Source organism: Paenibacillus sp. JT22N7 (genome assembly GCF_059383875.1).
This window is the reverse complement of sequence record NZ_JBXENY010000002.1, coordinates 725,119-746,754: the sequence shown is the minus strand read 5'-3', so window position 1 is coordinate 746,754 and position 21,636 is coordinate 725,119. Positions and strand designations below refer to the sequence as shown.

The following is a 21,636-nucleotide window of genomic DNA, read 5'->3' as shown; positions in this document are numbered from 1 at the left end:
ATAAATCAGCTTTCAGCCGTCGATACTACCGTATACGGACGCTTGAATGAAGATACAGGAGGTTGCTACCGTGGATACAGGAACACATCTAGTTATAGGCATTGGCCTTGCGGGCCTTGCCACCATTGACCCCGTTATTGCAGCTGATCAAACGCTGCATACGGCAGTCTTGATTGGAACGGTTGTTGGGTCGCAAGCACCTGACTCCGATACGCTGCTGCGGCTGAAGGGCAATGCCAGCTATATCCGCAATCATCGCGGCCTTTCCCACTCGATTCCAGCTATAGCCATTTGGACTGTCGTTATTACCGGATTATTGGAGCTATTTTATCGTGGCAGCCTGCCATGGCTCCATGTAGGAGGCTGGGTACTGCTTGCCGTATGCGTCCATGTGCTAAGCGATCTATTTAATGCATATGGCACACAAGCGATGCGGCCATTCACGGAAAAATGGATTTCATGGAACATTATACACATTTTTGACCCCGTAATCTTCATTACCCACATCATTGCTATTTTATTATGGGCAATCGGGGCCTTCAGCCCAACCATCATTTTTCCGATTCTTTATTTATTTACGGCCGCTTATTTTGTATGGCGGACGCTTGCCCAGCGGACAATCATGCGGAAGCTGCCTACGCTGGATAAAGAAAATCTTTCGGCAGACGGATATTTGCTCATTCCGACCGTATCGCTCAGCATATGGAATGTGGTCAAGCTGATGAAGGATGGCAGCTTCGCAGTTGGCGATTTGCGTAATAGCTCGCTCCGCTGGGTCGATCGGGTCAAATGCTCGGATCATCCCGCAGCTGCCAGGTCCAAAAGCGATCCCGCCATTCGCTCCTTCCTTTATTTAACCAAGTTTGCCTGTGCCGATGTTACTGAGCATGAGTGGGGCTATGAGGTGCGCTGGTCCGATGTCCGCTACAGGCATCGCAAGCAATACCCTTTTCTCGGCGTCTTATTAATGGACAAGGAGTACAAAACCTTAGGCTCTTACGTTGGCTGGCTAAGCGACGAACGGCTAATGAAGCGGCTGCGAATGAATACTTATTAACAGCCCAGTCTTTATGGGTTGACGGCGGAAAGCTCCTTCCTTCACAATAGAAGGAAAGAGCTTTCCTTTTTTTTGCGGCCGCATGTCAAATGGACAAAGAAGAAGCCCAGGGTTTCCCCTGAGCTCCTGTTTGTATTGCTTTGTGTATAGAAAAAACGATTAACGGTAACCGCCAGACAATTGTTGTTCGGCAATTTGAACTAGTTTTTTCGTAATATATCCACCCAACGAACCTGCATCGCGAGTAGAAATATTGCCGTAGTAACCGTCTGCCGGAAGTTGTACACCAAGCTCTTGAGCTGCTTCTAGTTTCAATTGATTCAGAGCTTGCGTTGCTTGTGGTACCACCAATGTGTTACTTGACATGAGGAATTTCTCCTTTCAGTATGGGCACTGTGATATGTTGCAAGCTTGCAAGCTTATTATGTGCACGAGTCAAGAAACTATTCGGATTTTCAAAAAAATATTATCGGGCGGTTACTGCCCTAGAGGAGACCCTCATTATGTCCAAGCCTTTATCGCTGCTTTTTGCCGTCGTTGCTGTACTTTTGATGAGCGCTACCGCCATTTCCATGAGCTATAATGCTTGGCTAGCCCTGCTATTTGCTGTCCTTACGTTATTTTCAATCGGCGCAGGCTTCATTGTGAAAGCGAGACTTAGACGGCTCAAGCAGCAAAACAACTAGCGCTTCGGCGCTAGGAAGCCCATTCTTTCTTTTACATCGGCTAGTGTACGATCTGCAATTTCCGCTGCTCGTTCAGCACCCTGCTTCAAAATATCATGGATTTCGCCCGAAGCGCGAATTTCTTGGTATCTCGTTTGCAGCGGCTCCAGCACGGAGACAACTTGCTCGGCCAACGCTTTTTTGAACGGTCCATAGCCTTGCCCTTCGTAACGCGCCTCAACCTCTTCAATCGTCAAGCCTGCACAATTGGCATAGATGCTCATGAGATTGCTGATTTCAGGCTTGCTGGCTACATCATATTTCACTTCTCGGCCAGAATCCGTTGTCGCACGGCTGATTTTTTTGCGAACGACATCTGGCGGATCAAGCAGGGCAATGAAGCTTCCGGCATTCGGATTGCTCTTGCTCATTTTTTTGCTGCCGTCGTCCAGTGACATAATGCGCGAGCCATGCTTCGGCATGTAAGGCTCTGGAATGGTGAAATATTCGCCGAAACGGTTATTGAATCTGCCCGCAAGATCGCGCGTCAGCTCCAAATGCTGCTTCTGATCGTCACCTACTGGAACTAGATCAGCGTTATACAGCAAAATATCCGCAGCCATCAAGGATGGGTATACGAACAGCCCTGCCGGAATCGACTCCTTGCCTTGGGACTTATCTTTAAACTGCGTCATGCGCTCCAGCTCGCCCATATAAGAAAGCGTTGTGAAAATCCATCCCAGCTCAGCATGTGACCGCACATGCGACTGGACGAAGATGCTCGCTTTCGCCGGATCGATGCCGGCAGCAATATAACAAGCGGCTACCGCTTCTGTCTGCTCGCGCAGCGCGGCCGGATCTGGCAGCTGCGTAGCAGCATGCAGGTCAACAATCATGAAGAAACATTGCTCGGAATGCTGCAATTTGACGAAGTTTTTCATCGCGCCAATGTAATTGCCCAGTGTCAGCTGGCCGCTTGGCTGAATGCCTGATAATACTTTTTTCATCTTCAATCTTCCTCTCCAATTTAAAAATCAACGCAAAAAATCCCCCGCCGCAAGGGACGAGGGACCGTGGTGCCACCCTAATTCGCTATCCGCAGCCGCCATTATAGGGCGACTTAACAATCGGATTAGCCTTCAATATTCCATAACGGGGAATTTCCGGAGAAGCATCGGCAGCGCGAGTCGCTGCGTTCCGCTTTCGGCTCGGGGGCCCATTCGGCTTCAGGCTTGCACCGGTTCACACCAACCACCGGCTCTCTGGACGCAATTTACCTGCACGTACTTGTTCCCGTCATCGCATTTACAATGATTATACAGCCCTAACAGCCAATGTCAAGCTGCAGGGCATCCGCTTTTGGCTCATAAAGTTGTCCTATTCTGCTTTTCGGGCGCATAAACTGTGATATAATCGTAATTATTACTATAAGAAAAGCGGGTGTGGTTTTTTTATGCCGATTATTAGATTTCGCTACATAACCGTGCTATTGGCGCTTGGCTGTGCCGGAATATTCGCCGTCCTTGCTTTTAATCGCCCATCAGCTTTCACCTTTCTCGATTATGCCCATGCCCAGTCGTTCAAAATTACATTTCTGAGCATTATTTTAGAGGCGATACCGTTTATTCTGCTTGGCGTGCTGTTCTCCGGTCTGCTTCAAGTATTCGTGACAGATGAGATGATTCGTAAATTTACGCCTAAAAATCCCATTGCCGGTGTGCTGTTCGGCGGCTTGCTCGGGCTTGCTTTTCCGCTGTGCGAATGCGGCATGATTCCCGTCGTCAGGCGGCTTATCCGCAAAGGCATGCCCGCTTACATTGGCATTGTTTATTTGCTTGCCGGACCCGTCGTCAACCCGATTGTGTTCACGGCTACCTTTACCGCTTTTCGCTCAGCTCCGGAAATGGCCTATGCCCGCCTTATTCTTGCGTTTGCGGTAGCAGTCATTATTGGGCTGATTATGCATTTATTTATGCGCAAAAGCCCTCTTCGCGACGAACACACGCCGCAGCTTGCTGTACATTCCAGTCATGGAGATCATCACGGGCATCACACACATAAGCATGATCACAGCCACTCTCACGAACATCATCATCAGGAGCAACGAGGCAGTCTCGGCAGCCGATTGTCCGCCATGCTTGGACATGCTTCGGATGAATTTTTTGAGATGGGAAAATATTTAATTTTCGGCGCTCTGATTACTGCGGCGATTCAGACCATTATGGACAGAAGCGTACTTGCTTCTGTAGCTGATCAGCCTATGCTTTCTTATATAGCTATGATGGCCTTTGCCTTTATTTTATCAATTTGCTCTACATCGGATGCCTTTATCGCCGCTTCCTTCGGCAATGTGTTTACAAGCGGCCCGCTGCTTGCCTTTCTCGTATTTGGCCCGATGATTGATTTCAAAAATATGCTCATGCTGCTATCCGCTTTTCGGCTCAAAATTGTACTGGCGCTCGCCCTTCTCTGTTTCATTTTAATTGGGCTTGGCTCCTGGATTATGGAGGTATCGTTATGAAGCATCACCTGCTTAGAGCTTTCATTTTGACTGCATTTGCTCTACTTATCGTTTATTTATCCCGTTCCAATCAGCTCTCCTTGTATATTGCGCCAAGGATGGAGCTCTATGTAAAGCTGTCTGCTCTCGGATTGTATGCTGCAGCCATCCATCAGCTGTTTCTAGCCTTGAAAATACGGCGCCAGCAGCATCAGCATACGGCTGAATGCGGCTGTGTGCACGCTCCATCGCCATCCGTATTCAAAAACACGGTCATCTACAGCCTTTTTATTTTCCCGCTAGCGCTCGGCTTCCTCTCTCCTGCTGGTGCTTTGGGCAGTACGGCCGCATCGAAAAAGGGCGTAAGCTTTGCCGCTTCTACTACGGTTCAGCCGCTCGGCACCGAGCCTAGTCAGCTCGCCGTCTCCTTACCTGAACCGCCTTCTTCCCTTGCACCGAAGCCGCTGACTTTGGAGGAGCGTTTCCCTTACGATGAATACACGAAGGCTCACGCCGAATACGGCATGAAGCTGTATCAGAAGCAGAAAATTGCCGTCCCGGAAACGACCTACATCGAGACGCTGACAACACTCGATTTGTATCGCGATAATTTTATGGACAAAACAATTGACATTAGCGGGTTTATTTACAAAGAGGATGACATGGGAGAACAGCGTTTTGCCGTTAGCCGTTTCGCCATGACCTGCTGCTCGGCGGATGCCGTGCCGTATGGATTAATGGTTCAAGTCAGCCATGCAGACGATTATAAGGATTTTGCCCCGGATGATTGGGTAAGCGTCTCGGGCAAGCTGATGATCTCCATGTATAACGGCAACGAAATATTGACCTTAAAGCTGAACACGATTAAACGTATTGAAGCGCCCGAGTCGCCTTATGTCTATGCGAATTTTGATTTTTAGCCATCCAGCATGCGAATAATATCAAAAGAAGCCTCCGGCTCATTCCGCTACACGAACAGCGGTTCCGGAGGCTTCTTCAAGCTATCGCCATCAGCTGCTTCAATTTCAGCGCTACACCCTGCTTTATTCGGCACCTGGGTACAGCTCGCGCAAATTCGATTGGCGCGGCTGCTTGTAGCGGTAGCTCCAGTTCGACGTATTGTAATTTGACTCATAGCAGACGCTTGCCGACCATGATCCCGCCCCTTGCTTTACGGCAAAATCGTACATAATCTCGCCATGCGTCCAATTGCGTCTATATTTAAGGCCTTCGATCGCCATCTTTCTGAAATCCTGCACCTGCTTAGCGGTCATGCCTGAGTTCAACTTTTCAAATTGGCCGTTTCTCGTCTCTAGAGGATTATGCCTCATGCCAAATTTCCCAACCGCATTGTTGCGGATATGTATACATACCGTTCCTGCAATCGCATTCATTAATTCCTCTTCCAATTGCCGAAATACAAAATCAACTTGTCTTGCTAGTGACATTGATTCCAATTCCATACCCATACTCCTCCTGGTTGTAAAATAGTCATTATATATAAGCGTTTCCCTAAATATCTCTATATGTGTAGTTCTTGGGACTCATTATAGTTCAAAAATCATGAAGTTACAATAAGAAAATTCGCAATTTTCAGTTAATTAAATTTAACCAAAAAGATCATTGCGGGCCCTTTATGAAAGGGCAGCAATGATCCTTCAAAATCAAATTGTTCGATTCAGCTTTGCCCGATGCTCCATGCGGCGCTGAACCCGCTCCGTCTCGCTGCTGCGCGGACACGTATAGCAATAACGGCCGCCTTCAACTTTATAATAGTGGCAGCAGGCATATTTAATGCGCATCTGTTTCTCTGGGTCATCAATAGCTTCCGTATATTGGAATTTAACATCCAAAGGATTTCTTTTGCGATGAAAAATCGCAGGATCAAGCGCCTTCGCCGTTTTATACAGCGAGTCAATGGATTCCTTCACCGCTTCGCTTTCCGAGGAAGCCATGATGACGCCATACTCATATTCCAGCGAAGTGGGCAGCTGCCCCCATAACAAGCTTGCTTTGGCCGATCCAGCACGCTCTATGCTATGAAAAAACGGAGCGATCGTCTCATGAAAAAACGTTTCAAGCTGTGCACGCACCCATTCGCCAGCCGCCTCCTCCGTAGACGGAGATTGGAGCAGCTCAGCCTTATTTAACCTGAAATACACATTATAATAACCGTCCGCTTTGCACACATAAAGCGTCAAATTATCCAGCGACATATTTGGTGCCATACGGTATTTCGCCAGCATATAAATGAGGGCCAGCATCGGCCTGCGAAACCAGGAGGCTGCATAAACTTCAGCCACTATCTGCTCCTTCCCCATCACAAGCGGCTGGTATACGGCAAGCAGCTCCTCCATCACAGGCTGTTCAAGCAAGGCAGCAGCAGCACTTGTGTAAACCACTTCATCAGGCTCAACTACGCAAAGATTAAACCGCTCCTTTAACAGCCGATATATGTCTTCAGCCATTTGTTGAACCCGGAACGAAGAAATTCATAATTTGATCATGCAGTCCTGGCAAACCCTCGTGGCCAAAATCCGGATAAATTTCCACCCGCTTCGGTGACTGAATTTTATTATAGACCGCAAACTGGGTCGAAGGCGGGCAAATCGAATCACTGAGGCCTACGCCAAGCAGCACTTCTCCGCGAATCCGCTCCGCAAGAAATTGAATATCAATATAACCGAGCTTTGTAAAAATCTCTTCCTCGCGCTTATGCTGCGGATCGAAATGGCGGAAATACGTACGCAGTTCAGCATAGGCATCAATCGCCAAGTCCATCTCATACACGCGGCGATAGTCGCTGAGGAATGGATAAACAGGAGCAAGCTTCTTCACGCGCGGCTCCAGTGCGGCGCAAGCAATCGTGAGCGCACCGCCTTGCGACCAGCCCGTTGCATATACCTCATTTGCATCCACCTCTGGCAAATCCATGGCGATACGAGCGAGCTGTGCCGTGTCCAGAAAAATATGACGGAACAGCATATTATCCGCTTCGCCATCAAGCCCGCGAACAATATGCCCATTATGCGTCGTTCCTTTGACGCCGCCTGTATCCTCCGAGCAGCCGCCTTGTCCACGTACGTCCATCGCCAGCACCGTGTAGCCAAGCGATACGAAGCTCAGCTTATCTGCCCAGTCTCCTGAAGAACCCGAGTAGCCGTGGAACATAACGACTGCTGGGTGAGGCTGCTGAGCGCCTTGTCTAGGGCGAAGATATTTGGCATGAATTCTCGCGCCGCGCACCCCTGAAAAATACAGGTCAAAGCATTCCGCTGAAGCTGGCTGGAAAGCGCTCGGAACCATTTCAACATTCGCATCTGTTGCATTGAGCTCGGCAAGCGCGCGATCCCAATAAGCCTCGAAATCCGCTGGCTTTGGACTTCTGCCTTGATATTTATGTAATTCATGAACAGGCATATCTAATAGCGGCATTATTTCATCCTCCATCTTATCTTCTTATCCCGTTAATTTTAAGCCCGTGCCCTTCACTTGTAAAGCGGATGAAAGGCGTTATTTAGGGGAAAATAACGTTTATTCCGGCTGTTTGCCAGACCGAATGGAGGACGTCATGTAATGCTCCAGCGCCTGAACAAATTGTTGATTTTGCTGCTGGTTATCGCCACCTTCCTGACATCTGCGGAAGAGCTGAACGCCAGCTCCAAGGCAAGCGTACAGACGGCGGCCATAACAGACAGCAGCGGCAGCCTTAGTCAGGCGGATAAAGCCAAAACAGGCAAAAAACGCCGCTCTGACAGCGTGTCATGGGTTAAGCTGCAGCAGCGCTATCCCGGCGCCTATTTTCTCAATGGGCCGCGGCATAAAAAAGAGGTCTCGTTAACCTTTGATGATGCTCCTGATCCGCGCTTTACCCCTGCAATACTGGATATATTGGCGAAGCATCACGTACAGGCAACTTTTTTTCTTGTAGGCACGCGAGCGGATAAACATCCCGAAATCGTAAAAAGAATTCATCGCGAAGGCCATATCATCGGCAACCACTCTTATAATCATGAGGTGATGTCGAAGCTTTCACCGAATGATTTTCACCGTCAAGTGTGGCGTACCGATACGATCATTAGTCGAATCATCCCGTATCATCCGCACTTTTTCCGGCCCCCCTATGGCGAGATGCAGCCTAGTCAAGTCGCTTGGGCCAAAAACAACGGTTATATTGTTGTGAATTGGGATGTTGATTCAGCGGATTGGAAAAACAATCCGACCAGCTCGGCCATTTTACGGAATATGCATAAAACGCTGCGCTCAGGCTCCATCATCTTGCAGCATGCCGGCGGCGGCGTCAAGCAAAGCCTCTCTGGCACTATCGAGGCGCTTCCACAGCTCATTGCCTCCCTCCAGCAGAAGGGCTATCGCATCGTCACGCTGCCAGAGCTGCTCGAACAAAGTGCGGAGAGACACATCCGTTAGCCCTGTGTTGTAATTGCAATACAAACAAGCCCAGCGCTCCTCGGGTGCGAGGAACACTGGGCTTGTACATAGGGTTATTGGAGTCAGCGTTAAACTAAATAACGCAACAGACCTATTTCAAAATAACGCTCTACTTTACCATATATACTTTAACGTCTTGAATGCCGAAGCTTTGAGCAGTGGCTGTGCTGCCAGGTACAAAAATATCGATGCGATTGCCTTTGATCGCTCCACCCATGTCGTTTGCTACAGCAATCATGCCGCCATCAGGCAATCCATCATAATCGTAGCCTGTCACATAAAGCTTCGTTCCAAGCGGAATAACCGAGGAATCTACCGCCACTGTTCCTACTTTAAGCGGATTGCCAAAATAATCGACGGCGCCCCATTTTCCATTTTCCGACGCTGCCGCTGTGTAAGCGGTCGCTTTTACATTCAGCTGCTTGCTGAACGTATAGCTGTTGCCGTTGCTTGCAATAATGCTTTTTGCAGATAGGCTTTCAGCCTTAATCGTTGCTGCTGCTTTTGGCTGCGCTTGAGCGCTTGCTTTAGCTGCATTGTCGGCATTTTTCGCTGCCTTGGCATTCGTTTTCACCGCTGCTGCTGCAACTGGAACATTTAATTTCATGCCTACCATTATGTTCAGCGGATTAATTTTGGAATTAGCTGCAAGCAGTTTATCTAAATCAACCTTATACTGCTGGGAGAGCTTCCAGAACGTATCGCCTTCTGCCGCTTTATGTGTTTGGGTTGCCGCGTTAGCGGGAGCTGCTGCCAGCGCGCAGGAAAGCACGATAGCAGCAGCTGTAATACTTAGTTTTTTCATCACAAATATCCTCCAAAATCGATTAAGTCCATAGTTTACTAAGCCGCGCGGGCAAGGAGCTGCGCGGCGTGAAAGATTTAGCTAACGATCGCCTGTTTCTGTTCACTTCTAGTTCGTAAATTCTTGTACCCATTGGCCGTTGTAGTAGCCAACACCGATTTTGCCGAAGTTTTTGCTCAAAATATTTTCACGGTGACCTGTGCTGTTCATCCATGCTGTCATTACTTCAGACGGGTTGCGTTGTCCGGCAGCAATGTTCTCGCCAGCGTAAGAGTAGCTAACACCGAAGCTCTTCATCATATCAAACGGCGATCCATAAGTTGGGGACGTATGGCTGAAATATTTGTTGTCCGCCATATCCTTCGCTTTGGCTACCGCGACTTTTGTCAGCAGCGCATCGACCGTCAAAGCTGGAAGACCAGCGCTTGCACGCTCTTGGTTTACGATTTTGACGACTTCGCTTTGATAAGCGCTTTGATCGACAGTTGTACCGCTGCCCGAATTCGAAGAACCAGAGCCTGTTCCTGTCGTTGGCTTCGTGCTGCCAGTGGAACCAGAGCCTGTGCTTGGCTTCGTTGTGCCTGTGCTTGGCTTCGTTGTGCCTGTGCTTGGCTTAGTCGTGCCTGTGCTTGGTTTGCTTGTACCAGTACCCGTTGGCGTTCCGTTAGGGAAGCTGATTGTAATGCCGTTAAAATTAATTTTGCTCAAATCAATTCCGTATTGCTCCGCAATTTGCTTCAACAAGTCTTGGTCAATGCTATAAGCCGTAATCTTGGAGTTCGCCTTCACTGCTGGTGCTGCTCCCACCGTCGATGGTGCTGCTACGCCTGCTCCGATTAATGCGGCTGCGGCTACGGCAGCGACACCTACTTTAAATGGTTGCTTCTTCATTATGAAATCTCCTCCTCGAAGTTGTGTGTAATTTGTGTGTGCCGGTCATCCCGACGCAAACTATCGTAACATGGCATTTGGGCGGTTACACGGCTCAAAAAATGGTAAAACAAGCGTTTTTCACGCGAAATAAACCGTTTTCAGACGTTTATGAGAATCATCTCACTTTGGAAATCCGGGTGAAAGAATAGCCGCAACTGCCTTTTTTCACTCTTCGCCAGCTTGTCATCCAAATGAATGCTCCGCCATATTAGAATCCGCTCATAAACCCCTCATTTTCCAAGCGCAAACCGTTTAAAAAACAGAAAAAAGCCCCGCTGCGCTTGGCTTTGCGGGACTTTCAGCTTGCTGCTTATTTTGCACACGCTATTTGAGCGTAATATTGCCCGAGCTTGTTTTCAAATCAATTGAAAGGTCCGATCCAGTCCCAATTGTGCCAGCAAAGGAAAGATCATCCTCTTTTTCCGTTTGAACATTGTCCCATTCGACCTTCTGGCTGCCGGATGTTGTTTTCAGCTTAATTTCGGCAGACTGTGGCGGCTGCTTAGCTTCAACGACGATATTGCCAGAGGTAACGTCAAGCTTCATGCTATGAGTAATGGTTTCCGATTCAACTCTTATTTTCCCACTGCTCGCTTGGCCATTCAGCTCTCCCGTACCATTAATAAAACTTGCATTGCCGCTTGTCGTGTTGAATTCGACCGTTTCTGCCTTATAGTCTTCTATCTTGATGCTGCCGGAGCTGACATCCAGCTTCATGCTCTCACCAGTTACGCCAAGCAGCTCAATTTTTCCGCTTGTCGTTTCAAAATCCATCTCGTCCGCAGACAAATCCTCCCCCTTCACACGTCCTGATGAGGTTAGCATCGCCAAGGTGCGGCTGTTCATATCGGATGCGCTGACGTTGCCACTGTTCGCCTTCAGCGTCACCTCATCCCATTGGCGCTCCGGCAGCTCTACCGTCAGCTTAAATGAAGAATAGTTGATACCGATGGTAAAACCCGTATTAAAGCTGCTTTTAATGACTAACCTGTCGCCATCCTGCTCCGTCTCAAGCTTTAGCTTGTTTAAATATTTCGAGCTTGCCCGGCCTTCCAAGTGTACAACAATCTTATCCGAGCTCCCTGGCACCACTTCTATATCCATCGAACCAGCTTCTACCGTCAAGCTGCTTACGCCAGCTGCATCAACTGTTTTCTCCTGCGATACAGGCTTCGTTCCGAAGGACAGCAGCTCATCCCAGCTAAAAGAATATATCGCTCCAGCCAAGCCGATTCCAATTAATATAAGCGCAACTGCAATTGCCTTTCTCATTGTTTTTTCCCCCTGATGATTTTCGTATTAAACTTCAAATATTTAATCGTTGCAGCGAAAAATCCTTTTGTCAGAGCATTAACGCCTATGCCCAGCAAAATGCTCAATCCAATGCAGACGAGCCCAATAGAGGCTGCTTGGGTTAGTGTAAACATGCCGCTCCACGTGCTCTCCAGCACCGTTGTGACGCCTGCCAATCCAAGCGCTAGAGTAGTCGCCCATAGGGCAATAAGCACGCCAACTGCAGCCACATAAGGCCCCAGTACAAATACGATATTGAAAAATCCCAAGCTCACTGTTGCAAGCACCGCCTTAGACGTATTGCCGAAGCTTTTCTTCGCTTCAGCCCGTTGTACTTTATAACCAAGCAGCAGTTCGCTCGCAATCTGCCTTGGGTCGCCTAGCTCCAATGCAGCCTCTTGCTCGCTCTGCCCATTTTCCTCTGCCTGCTGAAAATGACTGTAATAATCGAACAGCCACTCGCGGCGCTGCTTATCCGGCACTTTCGCGAGCAGCCTCTCCAGCTCGCTCATATAATTGTGTTTCGTCATCATCATGGACGGATTCCTTCCTCAATAATTTCATTTACGGCTGTCGAGAAGCTCGACCATTCATGAATGAGCCCTCGCATATGCTGCCAGCCCGCCTCCGTCAGTTGATAATATTTCCGCGGAGGTCCTTCATTCGATTCTTTAAGGTAAGTCGAGAAGTAGCCTTCCAGCGTTAGGCGATTGAGCAGCGGGTATACACTCCCAACGGCCACCTCGAATTTGGACGATATTTTCACTGCCAGTTCATATCCGTAACGGTCTCCCTCAGACGTCAAGACGAGAACGCATAGCTCCAGCACACCTTTCTTGAACTGCACATTCATACACGACGCTCCCTGCTTTGCTTAAAATGCAAAAGCCTCAGCTATTCGATATTATCGAATAGTGAATTAAACTTCCTTGCTGTTAAGCTAAATTTACCACATGCTATTCTATAATGCTATATACTAAGCTAAAAACAATACCAGCGCCCGAGTGTCTCTCCTCCTTAAGACGGAGAGACGTTAAATAGGATGGTGAAATAGGAGCTGCGCTATTACGTGAAAGGCTTGGTCTACGATCGTCATTGCCTTTGCATTTCTTGAATTAAACCTCTCTGAGGTTGAAATGAAAAGGCAAAAACGAACGCTATCGCTTCTCCAGCTCAAACCTTTCTCTCCACCACTTGCCACTTTTCACCTCCAAATTTAAAAGCCTCCACCATTTAACTCGGCGAAGGCAGTTTTTTGAGGGATAACGCGCTTGGCTCGTTATCCCTACCATATAGTGAGTAAAATCATGTAACACATACTTAATTAAAACCCTTATATAGATGGAGATTAGTTGATGTCGATGAATTTGCCTGTTGCTTGGGATTCGAAGGCGCTCAAAATGACTTTAAGCGATTTGCGGCCCTCTTCGCCTGTTACAGGTGGAGTCGTGTCATTGACGATGGAGTCAATGAATTTATCGATAACAAAGCTCGACAGCTGCTTCTCATTTGTGGAGATTTCGCCTGTTTTGTAGCGCTCTACTGTACCGTCGCGCAGTTCAATGATGACTTGATCTTCCGGGTGCGTACCGATTTTCATAACGCCTTTGGAGCCCCACAAAATCGTGCTGTTGTCTTCGCCTTTGTAATAAGTCCAGCTCGCTACAAGCGAACCCATCGCGCCGCTCTTCATACGAAGCACGCAGTTTGCATTGTCGTCTACATCGCTGTCTTTATCTACTGTGCCAACGAAGCCAGCAATTTGCGCCACTTCATCGTCAAGCAGCCAGCGGATCAAGTCGGATTTGTGCACGCCAAGGTCGCCCATTGCGCCCATGATTGCTTCCGGCTTGCGGAAAAACCAGCTTTCCGCGCCATCAATGCTCCATGCATCCGGGCCCGGGTGGCCGAACGACGTACGGAATGTCAAAACTTTGCCGATAATGCCCGTTTTCAGCAAATCTTTCGCTTTTACATGCGGCGGCATGAAGCGTTGGTTATGTCCAACCATCAGCTTAACGCCGTTTTTCGCTGCCGCTTCAATCATTGCTGCCGCTTCTTCATCCGTAGCTGCCATTGGCTTCTCAACCAATACATGTGCGCCAGCGTTTGCTGCTGCAATCGCTACTGGTGCATGAAGCGCGTTCGGTGTACATACGCTAACGGCATCGGGCTTAATTTCAGCCAGCATCGTCTTATAATCTGCAAAAGCTTTGCCGCCATGCTTCTCGGCATATCCTTCTGCACGCTCAATAATCGGGTCAACGAATGCGACTAATTCTACATTTGCATTGTCTGCATACTCCGGAATGTGACGATATTTCGAAATGGAACCGCAACCTACTACTGCTACTCTAATTTTGCTCATTATTAATGTATCCCTGCCTTTTCAATAAATAATGGATAAGGTCATTCCCTATTTGCGAATTAAGCGTTCAGAAAATTGTTTTTCAGCCAGTCCATGCTTTCCGCTACTGCTTCAAGCGGAGGATTTGCGCAAGTGTCCTGCTCAACGATCAACCATTCTGCACCCGCTTCAACCGCACTATTAATGATAGGAAGCAGCGGAAGATCGCCACGGCCAAGTTCTACCGTATCAATTGGCAATTGGCCATTGTTGTCGCGGTAGTCCTTCAAATGAAGCAAAGGCAGACGTCCTGCATATTTCGCAATGTAAGCGAGTGGATCTTTGCCGGAAAATTGTACCCAGCCGATATCCATTTCCACTTTCAGCAGCTCAGGGCTGATTCGCTCATAAAGCGCATCAAATACTTCTTTGCCGTCGATCTCCACTTTAAATTCAAAATCGTGGTTATGGTAGGCAAAATCAATACCCGCTTCACGGAAACGTTTACCATACTCCTCAAAAGCTACAAAATGCTTCGCCCAAGCTTCAGCACTGCGCTGATCATCCAGCAAATAAGGACAGATCGCATATTTTGCGCCGATCGTTTTCAAGTAAGCGATTTCTTCATCCAGTTGGCTTTCCAGCAAATGCAGGCCGATATGGCTTCCGATTGCTTTAAGTCCAAGCTCTTGGAGCAAGTCACGCATTTTTTCCGCTTCAATACCGCCGTAGCCTGCAAACTCCACGCCTTCATATCCCATTGCCGCAACCTTGCGCAGCGTGCCCTCGAAGTCTTCCGCTGTTGCGTCACGGAGCGTATACAATTGTAAACCAATTCCGATTTGTCCCACTTTGGCCGCACTCCTTTATATTGTGAATTTAGTTTCTCAAGTCTTGTACCTTACATTTCAAATTATATAGAAGGAGCGCTGCAAAAAACAGCTGTCTTATTAGTCTTTTTATATGTTATTTTGTTGAATGCTGTCTTTTACTCTAAGAAAAAAACGCCCTGCGACGGCTGTTGATGCGGTCGTCACAAGGCGTTGGTCTGTTTTTAAAAGCTCATCCGGCATTATGCCGTTTGTTTCTTTCAATATTTATTTCAGTTTTTATTTCAATTACTTCAGCGTAATCGTAAATGCTGTTTCTTTCGCACCAGCAGCAATTGATACCGTGCCGTCTTGAAGCGAAGCAGCGCCATCCACTTTAGCAATTTCGCCAATACCGTGTAGAGCCAGGCTGAGCGCTTTACCGCTGCCTTGTACCTTAACGGCTACTTCCTTGCCTTCGCGCTTCATAGTAACGAGCAGCTCGGCAGCGCCTTTAATGTCGCGAACGGTGGATGATGCAGATGCTCCATCAGCGAGGCTGTAAGCCGTCAGCTTCACGCCGTCAGCAAAGTCATAATCCGGCTTCGTATCATTCGCACCGATTGCGATGATTGAATTTGGACGAACAAACAATGGAAGCGAGAGGAAGTCATGCGTTTCCTTGAGCCATTTTCCGCCTTCTACGATTTCGCCAGTCAGAAGATGCGTCCAGCTGCCTTCCGGCAAATAATATTGTACAAAGCCATTTTCGTCGAATACAGGGGCAACCATGATGGAATCACCCAGCATGTACTGGCGATCAAGGAACTCGGAAGTTGGATCTTCCGGAAATTCCAGCACCATCGCACGCATCGACGGCAAACCTTGCTCCACCGCTTGCGCAGCTGTATTAAACAGGTAAGGCATCAGGCTGCATTTGAGCTTCGTGAAGAAGCGGGTAACATCAACCGCCTCTGTATCATACGCCCAAGGCACCCGGTACGATCTGCTGCCATGCAGGCGGCTGTGGCTGGAAAGCAAGCCAAACGCAAGCCAGCGTTTGAAGACATGGGCTGGAGCTGTACTCTCAAAGCCGCCGATATCGTGGCTCCAGAAGCCAAAGCCGGACAAGCCCAGCGACAGGCCGCCGCGCAGCGATTCAGCCATTGACTCGTAATCCGCGTAGCAATCGCCGCCCCAGTGAACGGGGAACTTTTGACCGCCAACGGTAGCGGAACGCGCGAACAGCGCAGCTTCATTTTTGCCCAGCTTCTCTTCCAATACCTCAAATACAACCTTGTTATATTGGTACGTGTAGAAATTGTGCATTTTCTCAGGGTCAGAGCCGTCATGGTACACCACATCGGTCGGAATGCGCTCGCCGAAGTCCGTTTTGAAGCTGTCAACGCCCATATCTACAAGCTCACGCAGATAGCCTTTGTACCATTCGCATGCCGCAGGATTCGTGAAGTCCACGATAGCCATGCCCGGCTGCCACATATCCCATTGCCATACGTCGCCATTTGGCTTTTTGATCAAATAGCCATTGTCTCTGCCCTCTTCAAACAGACGGGAGCGCTGCGCGATGTAAGGGTTAATCCATACGCAGATTTTAAGCCCCTTCTCTTTCAGGCGTTTGAGCATGCCGACAGGGTCCGGGAATATCCGCTCATCCCATTTGAAATCCGTCCAATGGAAATCGCGCATCCAGAAACAGTCGAAGTGGAATACATGCAGCGGCAAACCGCGCTCTTCCATGCCATCGACGAAGGAATTAACCGTTGCTTCATCATAATTTGTTGTAAAAGAGGTCGACAGCCACAGGCCGAACGTCCATGCCGGCGGCAAAGAAGGCTTGCCTGTCAGTGCGGTATATTTTCCAAGCACCTCTTTAATCGTTGGACCATCAATCACGAAATATTCAAGGGATTCGCCAGGCACATGGAATTGAACCTTCTTCACTTTCTCCGAAGCAATTTCGAAGGAAACGAGATCCGGCTGGTTGACGAATACGCCATAACCTTTGTTCGTTACATAGAACGGAATATTTTTGTACGCTTGCTCGGAGCTTGTGCCACCGTCCTGGTTCCAAATATCGACGACCTGGCCGTTGCGCACGAAAGGCGTAAAACGCTCGCCGAGGCCATAAACCCATTCGCCTACACCAAGATCCAGTTCTTCACGCATATAGGCTTGCTCTTTACCTTCCGTAATATACGCCATCGACTTCTGCCTGCTTCCGGTAATGCGCTCGGAGCCGCGGTAGAAATCCACTGACCACTCGGGACCTTTACGAATATGAACGCTCAGGCTGCCGCTTGTCAGGATCGCTGCTTCTTCTGTTTCTTCTATAGTAACGAAAGTTCCCGTTTCCTTCGTCAGCTCGAATACAGGACCGCGCTCACGCACGCCCATGTGATGAATCAGCTTAACGCCGACAACGCCCGGCATCGGAGAATGAAACCGAACCGTAAGCAGCATCGTATCTAACATATTGGAACGTGACAAAATAGGACGCGGAGACGCATATGCCGTAAGCACGCCATCCTTTTGCTCGAAATCATGGGCTTGTACCGCGCCCAGAAGGTCATACTGTTTACGCAGCATCCAGTTGCCGTCAGTAAATTTCATAATAGAACCGACCTTTCTGCTTTTATATCGATTATTTGACTTTAAAATCGTTCTATTTTGCATTATACTGATAAGCAAAGCAACAAACTAACAGAATTATGCCCGTTTATAACACCATTCTGATTTCTTCATCACCGGAGGTTGACTGCAATGGATTTGACGCTGCGTCATTCGCTCAGGGAAGACCGCATGCATGGCGATGTTACCTTTCCTCTTGCTGCTTACTGGATGGAATATGCACCTGGCGAGGTAAATGTAGATTGTCACTGGCATGACGAGGCTGAGTTTCTAGTTGTGCTGGAGGGCGAGATGCTCTTCCAGATTGACACCGAGTATTTTCCCGTTCGCGCTGGCGAAGCCGTCTTCATCGACAGCGGAGATATTCATGCCGGACACTCTTTAAATGGCTCCTCCTGCACCTATTGCGCCATCGTATTTGACGTTCGCTGGCTGGATAGCACTAGCTACGATGCTGTACAGGAAACCTGCGTTCGTCCGTTCCAGGAGAAGAAAAAGACGTTTCCGAGACATATATCACCGGACAGTGGTTGGAAGCGGCAGCTGCTCTTCCTGCTCCGTTCTATGATTAACTGCTGCAGAGCACCCTATGCCGGATTCGAGGCTGCGGTGAAAGGGTATTTCTACTTAATGCTGCATGAGATCGCTATTGAGAACCGGGCATGCAATCGCAGCGAAGCAAGAACAGACGACAGAACCCGAATAGAGCGGCTTAAGAAAAGCATACTCTATATCCAACTGCATTATCGCAGACCAATACGCATAGGCGAGCTGGCGGAGCAAATTCCGATGAGCGAAGGACAGTTTTTCCGTTTTTTCAAATCAATGACGAGGCAGACGCCGGTTGAATATTTGAACGCCTATCGGGTAAACCAGGCGGCCGAGCTGCTGCTGCACACGGAACGCAAAATTTCAGACATCGCGCTGGAGGTCGGTTTCGACCATATCAGCTATTTTGTTAAAGTGTTTCGCAAGACGTTGAACTGCACCCCGTCCGATTTTCGCAAGCAAAAGCGGAATCCGGTCCAAAATGGCCCATTACAAGGTGAAACGGCTGTCGCTGCTCTTTGGCGGCAAGGCGCGTTTCAGTCCGAGAAATAGAAGCCTATTATAGGTGCAAACTTATACATTCTTATGTTTTTAGAAAAAATTACGATTTTGTAACCTTTTCATAACTTTTTTTTAAGATTCGCTTAAGATTCATCAAGTAAAGTAAAATTAAAATTAACCAATGAGCGGAGGAATTCCTTTATGAAAACAATGCTGTTGTTTCAAAATAAAACGATTCCCGTCTATATAACGGATACGAATAAAAAAGCTGTCGAGAAACTTACCGATGTACTGAACCGCAAGCTGAACACTGGCAAAAATGCGCTCAAGCTCTGTATCAAGTCGCTGATCAGCGTCGAAATCGTCGGCAGCGAAGCTACGCTGCATTCGTATCATGAGAAGGATACGTTAACGATTTCCCTTTACTAAGCTAGAGTATGCTGCTGCAAGCTGAGTCCTTGCTGCTCCAGCAATTGGACAAGCTGTGATTTTAGGTTTTGATTGTGTACGGTTCAGGCAGGCGATCTGGCATCGCCTGCTTTGCTGCGTTTAGACGACTACTAGGCCATTGCTGAAATTTCGATACATGTTATACTAGATTCAATGACTACATGGAGGCTGTTAAATGAGCGAACAAATTAACCGTATTGAACAGTTATTGATCCAATTTGCGCAGCAAACGAACGAACGGCTTGATCAGTTTGATAAGCGTCTTGACCAAATGGACAAGCGTTTTGACCATGTAGATAGTCGCCTTGACCAAATGGACAAGCGTTTTGACCATGTGGATAATCGCCTTGACCAAACAGACACGCGTCTTGATCAAATTCAAATCCAGCTGGGGCGCATGGAACAATCGCAAAATGACGATGTCATTAGCATACTTCGTCATACGCATGACAAAGTTTCGCATTTGAATCAAAATGTTACCAGCCTTAAACAAGATGTGGAATACATCGTTAAGGAGCAATCCATTATTAAGCTCGAAATTGAACGTTTAAAACATAAACAACCGCTATTTTCCAGTCAATATAAAAATGTGCTCGATGATCACTAATTCATCCCATACCAAAAAGCAGCCTTCAAATGGCCCGCGACGCGAGCTTGAAGACTGCTTTTTTTCATGTAAATCATAGATTCTATTCACGGTTAAAATTACGGCGTCGTCACAGTCGCCTTATGAAGCTGCTGCTGCTCCGAGATGAGCAAGCTAACCTTCCACTTCTCATAGAGCTCCCATGCCACCCCATTGTCGATCAAGTCCTTGCACGTGTACAAGCCCTCTTCAATGGAATCGACTCGCTCTGCCAAATGAAGCCGGACCGCAGCGTTAAGCAGCACCTGATTCATAAAAGCGAGATGCCCGCCTCCATTAAGCACGGCCTCCGTCACAGCCATTTGCTCCGCGGGCGTCCAGTCCACGTCGGGTACAGGCAGCTCCAGTCCATAGGCATCTGGGTCAATCATTTGCAGGCTGGCTTCGCCATTTTCTACCTGATACGTTCTAGTTGGCCGCTCGATGAACAAATCCTCCGAGCCCTCCGTCCCTTGCACAATGAGCGCCTTCTTATAATTCAAATTCGTCAATAGCTTCGACATGCGGTCAAATACCGTATTGTGATAAACGCCGAATGCGAGATAAGGCGAATGTCCATAATCCACAAGCTTCTCAGCTGTGTTCAATACCGTTCGCATGCCCAATTCCTCGCGCAGCCCGTGCAGCCGCTTAAGCGGCGGGCACCACTCTTCTGCGGGAACGAACAGAATGCCCGTCTCCCTTGCAGCTTCAAGCGATGCCTCCTGCGAAAGCAGCTTCGGATTTATGCCCATTTCGAGCAGCAGATCCTGCAGCGTAATGCCCCATTTTGGAGGAAGGGAAGCTGTACCGTGCAGCGTGACCGGCAATCCGGCAGCCGCTAAGACGAAGGAGGTGGCGAATGTGGCGTAAAATGATTTTTTCCTACCGTCGTATGGCCCTGCGCAGTCAATTCCCTCCTGCACATGCTCGCGGCGGGCCTGGCTCCGGCACACGTTGACGAAAGCTTCAAGCTCCTCAACGCTTTCCATCTTAATTCGCTCCGCCATAAAAAAAGCACCGATCTGCGCCTGAGTCGCCTCCAGATTCACAATCCATTCGGCTGCTTGCACCGCTTCATCATAGGTCAAATCACGCGCGCCCCTCTTCCCGCGCCCGACTTCCTTCAATAGATTGGTAATCATCGGTACTCCCCCTTATTTCTGCTCCTGCAGCAGCTGATATACCTTTACAATGGACGTCGCTACATCCACAAGGCGTTTGCGCTCATTCATAGCCTGCTTGCGCAGCAAATCATAAGCCTCCGCTTCGGAAACTTTTTTAATGTCACATAAAATGCCCTTCGCCATATCAATCCATTTTCGTTCTTCCAGACGGCCCTCCAGCTGCTGGCGTTCCAAATGCCACTGTTGCCGCTCACTGCATTGCTTGGCTCCAAAATGGAATGCCCAATGCAGCTCCTGCTCGCTCATAAGCGGCGTTATGATGCCATCCACCGGAAGATCATCCTCGCAAAAAGCATTCGAAAGCGTCGCGGTTTCGGCACTGCACCACCAAAGCATCGGAATTTTTTTCCAGCCCAGCAGTTTAGTGCCCCAGTACTTTACCTCGTTTAATGGGAGATTCAATACAACTGCATCCGATTGGGCGATATGCTTGCGCGCAAGCTCCTCGCTGCCGCCATGCAATACAAAATAACCGCCGGACTCCAAAATAACTTCGGGCAAAAGCCTGCTTAAATCGCGGTCTGCCTGGTTTTTCGGTCTTACAGGCTCCCAATCGGCAGCTTTATGTTCAATAAGTAATAAAGAACGCATTCAGGAGCGCCCCCTCCTATTTGACTGTTGTGAATATTTATAACACAAACTCCTTTAATTTGTCGACACCTCAATTTATGCAACAATTTACGTCAGATATATTGACATGATATAAAAATCCAGTGTATAGTAGCACTATCAACTATAACGTTTTTCACGAGTACAATGGCGTATTCGATTGAACCGGCAATGGAGCCTGGTTTCGTTCTACCAAGGAAGCACAACT

Annotated in this window: 23 protein-coding genes; 8 read left to right on the top strand and 15 right to left on the bottom strand. The window is 48.3% G+C overall.

From position 1 onward, the window contains the following. Positions 1-70: 70 nt before the first annotated feature. Entirely contained in the window at positions 71-1,057 is a 987-nt protein-coding gene (locus AC50Y5_RS08065) for a metal-dependent hydrolase (RefSeq protein WP_056039224.1), read from the top strand. Positions 1,058-1,216: 159 nt separating this feature from the next. Here AC50Y5_RS08065 and AC50Y5_RS08060 read toward each other — a convergent pair whose 3' ends face one another. After that, the gene (locus AC50Y5_RS08060; RefSeq protein ID WP_056039221.1) at positions 1,217-1,423 is read right to left on the bottom strand and encodes an alpha/beta-type small acid-soluble spore protein; all 207 of its coding nucleotides are present in this window, start codon (positions 1,421-1,423) and stop codon (positions 1,217-1,219) included. Between the two features lie 137 nt (positions 1,424-1,560). On the opposite strand from AC50Y5_RS08060, the gene AC50Y5_RS08055 reads away from it, so the two are divergent. Continuing rightward, on the top strand, positions 1,561-1,743 hold the full coding sequence (locus tag AC50Y5_RS08055; protein ID WP_046228554.1) for a DUF5325 family protein: 183 nt from the start codon (positions 1,561-1,563) through the stop codon (positions 1,741-1,743). Here the strand turns inward: AC50Y5_RS08055 and trpS are convergent. Continuing rightward, a complete protein-coding gene (gene trpS / locus AC50Y5_RS08050; RefSeq protein ID WP_056039218.1) occupies positions 1,740-2,729 on the bottom strand; it encodes a tryptophan--tRNA ligase in 990 nt (329 codons plus the stop codon). The two genes, AC50Y5_RS08055 and trpS, sit on opposite strands and share 4 nt — an antisense overlap. Positions 2,730-3,175: 446 nt before the next feature. Between trpS and AC50Y5_RS08045 the strand changes: the two genes are divergently transcribed. Next, complete coding sequence (locus AC50Y5_RS08045; protein ID WP_056039214.1) at positions 3,176-4,243, top strand: permease; 1,068 nt, start codon at positions 3,176-3,178, stop codon at positions 4,241-4,243. Continuing rightward, positions 4,240-5,142, top strand: coding sequence for a TIGR03943 family putative permease subunit (locus AC50Y5_RS08040; RefSeq protein ID WP_494859635.1), 903 nt, complete (start codon positions 4,240-4,242; stop codon positions 5,140-5,142). Before AC50Y5_RS08045 ends, AC50Y5_RS08040 begins: the two co-directional genes overlap by 4 nt. 123 nt (positions 5,143-5,265) lie before the next feature. Here AC50Y5_RS08040 and AC50Y5_RS08035 read toward each other — a convergent pair whose 3' ends face one another. The 3 genes from AC50Y5_RS08035 to AC50Y5_RS08025 form a co-directional block, all read right to left on the bottom strand. Continuing rightward, positions 5,266-5,685 (bottom strand): hypothetical protein, encoded by a 420-nt coding sequence (locus AC50Y5_RS08035; protein ID WP_056039207.1) that lies wholly within the window; start codon positions 5,683-5,685, stop codon positions 5,266-5,268. A gap of 201 nt (positions 5,686-5,886) precedes the next feature. Beyond that, positions 5,887-6,690 (bottom strand): (2Fe-2S)-binding protein, encoded by an 804-nt coding sequence (locus AC50Y5_RS08030; protein ID WP_494859633.1) that lies wholly within the window; start codon positions 6,688-6,690, stop codon positions 5,887-5,889. After that, complete coding sequence (locus AC50Y5_RS08025; protein WP_494859631.1) at positions 6,683-7,657, bottom strand: alpha/beta fold hydrolase; 975 nt, start codon at positions 7,655-7,657, stop codon at positions 6,683-6,685. The genes AC50Y5_RS08030 and AC50Y5_RS08025 overlap by 8 nt, the downstream gene beginning before the upstream one ends. A gap of 141 nt (positions 7,658-7,798) precedes the next feature. Here AC50Y5_RS08025 and AC50Y5_RS08020 point away from each other — a divergent pair, with 141 nt between their 5' ends. Further along, complete coding sequence (locus AC50Y5_RS08020) at positions 7,799-8,650, top strand: polysaccharide deacetylase family protein (protein ID WP_056039197.1); 852 nt, start codon at positions 7,799-7,801, stop codon at positions 8,648-8,650. A 130-nt stretch (positions 8,651-8,780) separates the two neighbouring features. Here AC50Y5_RS08020 and AC50Y5_RS08015 read toward each other — a convergent pair whose 3' ends face one another. The 8 genes from AC50Y5_RS08015 to yicI form a co-directional block, all read right to left on the bottom strand. After that, a complete protein-coding gene (locus tag AC50Y5_RS08015) occupies positions 8,781-9,476 on the bottom strand; it encodes a 3D domain-containing protein (RefSeq protein ID WP_494859628.1) in 696 nt (231 codons plus the stop codon). Between the two features lie 108 nt (positions 9,477-9,584). Next, entirely contained in the window at positions 9,585-10,367 is a 783-nt protein-coding gene (locus tag AC50Y5_RS08010; RefSeq protein ID WP_056039190.1) for a CAP domain-containing protein, read from the bottom strand. Positions 10,368-10,733: 366 nt separating this feature from the next. Further along, entirely contained in the window at positions 10,734-11,681 is a 948-nt protein-coding gene (locus tag AC50Y5_RS08005) for a DUF4097 family beta strand repeat-containing protein (RefSeq protein ID WP_494859626.1), read from the bottom strand. After that, the gene (locus tag AC50Y5_RS08000) at positions 11,678-12,238 is read right to left on the bottom strand and encodes an HAAS signaling domain-containing protein (RefSeq protein ID WP_494859624.1); all 561 of its coding nucleotides are present in this window, start codon (positions 12,236-12,238) and stop codon (positions 11,678-11,680) included. Before AC50Y5_RS08000 ends, AC50Y5_RS08005 begins: the two co-directional genes overlap by 4 nt. Continuing rightward, positions 12,235-12,555, bottom strand: coding sequence for a PadR family transcriptional regulator (locus AC50Y5_RS07995; RefSeq protein WP_046228543.1), 321 nt, complete (start codon positions 12,553-12,555; stop codon positions 12,235-12,237). The genes AC50Y5_RS08000 and AC50Y5_RS07995 overlap by 4 nt, the downstream gene beginning before the upstream one ends. 495 nt (positions 12,556-13,050) lie before the next feature. Beyond that, positions 13,051-14,070, bottom strand: coding sequence for a Gfo/Idh/MocA family protein (locus tag AC50Y5_RS07990; RefSeq protein ID WP_046228542.1), 1,020 nt, complete (start codon positions 14,068-14,070; stop codon positions 13,051-13,053). Between the two features lie 59 nt (positions 14,071-14,129). After that, complete coding sequence (locus AC50Y5_RS07985; protein WP_056039181.1) at positions 14,130-14,900, bottom strand: sugar phosphate isomerase/epimerase family protein; 771 nt, start codon at positions 14,898-14,900, stop codon at positions 14,130-14,132. A 267-nt stretch (positions 14,901-15,167) separates the two neighbouring features. Further along, a complete protein-coding gene (gene yicI, locus AC50Y5_RS07980; RefSeq protein ID WP_056039180.1) occupies positions 15,168-17,489 on the bottom strand; it encodes an alpha-xylosidase in 2,322 nt (773 codons plus the stop codon). 150 nt (positions 17,490-17,639) lie between these two features. Here yicI and AC50Y5_RS07975 point away from each other — a divergent pair, with 150 nt between their 5' ends. The 3 genes from AC50Y5_RS07975 (at position 17,640) to AC50Y5_RS07965 (ending at position 19,614) form a co-directional block, all read left to right on the top strand. Beyond that, positions 17,640-18,608, top strand: a complete 969-nt coding sequence (locus AC50Y5_RS07975; protein WP_494859621.1) for a helix-turn-helix transcriptional regulator — start codon at positions 17,640-17,642, stop codon at positions 18,606-18,608. 150 nt (positions 18,609-18,758) lie between these two features. Further along, the gene (locus AC50Y5_RS07970; protein WP_046228538.1) at positions 18,759-18,986 is read left to right on the top strand and encodes a hypothetical protein; all 228 of its coding nucleotides are present in this window, start codon (positions 18,759-18,761) and stop codon (positions 18,984-18,986) included. Positions 18,987-19,182: 196 nt separating this feature from the next. Continuing rightward, positions 19,183-19,614 carry an HlyD family secretion protein gene (locus AC50Y5_RS07965; RefSeq protein ID WP_056039176.1) on the top strand — a complete coding sequence of 144 codons (432 nt, stop codon included), beginning with the start codon at positions 19,183-19,185 and terminating at the stop codon, positions 19,612-19,614. Positions 19,615-19,712: 98 nt separating this feature from the next. Here AC50Y5_RS07965 and AC50Y5_RS07960 read toward each other — a convergent pair whose 3' ends face one another. Then, positions 19,713-20,777, bottom strand: coding sequence for an anthranilate phosphoribosyltransferase (locus AC50Y5_RS07960; RefSeq protein ID WP_056039173.1), 1,065 nt, complete (start codon positions 20,775-20,777; stop codon positions 19,713-19,715). A gap of 12 nt (positions 20,778-20,789) precedes the next feature. Then, positions 20,790-21,410, bottom strand: coding sequence for an ANTAR domain-containing response regulator (locus AC50Y5_RS07955; RefSeq protein ID WP_056039171.1), 621 nt, complete (start codon positions 21,408-21,410; stop codon positions 20,790-20,792). Positions 21,411-21,636: the final 226 nt, after the last annotated feature.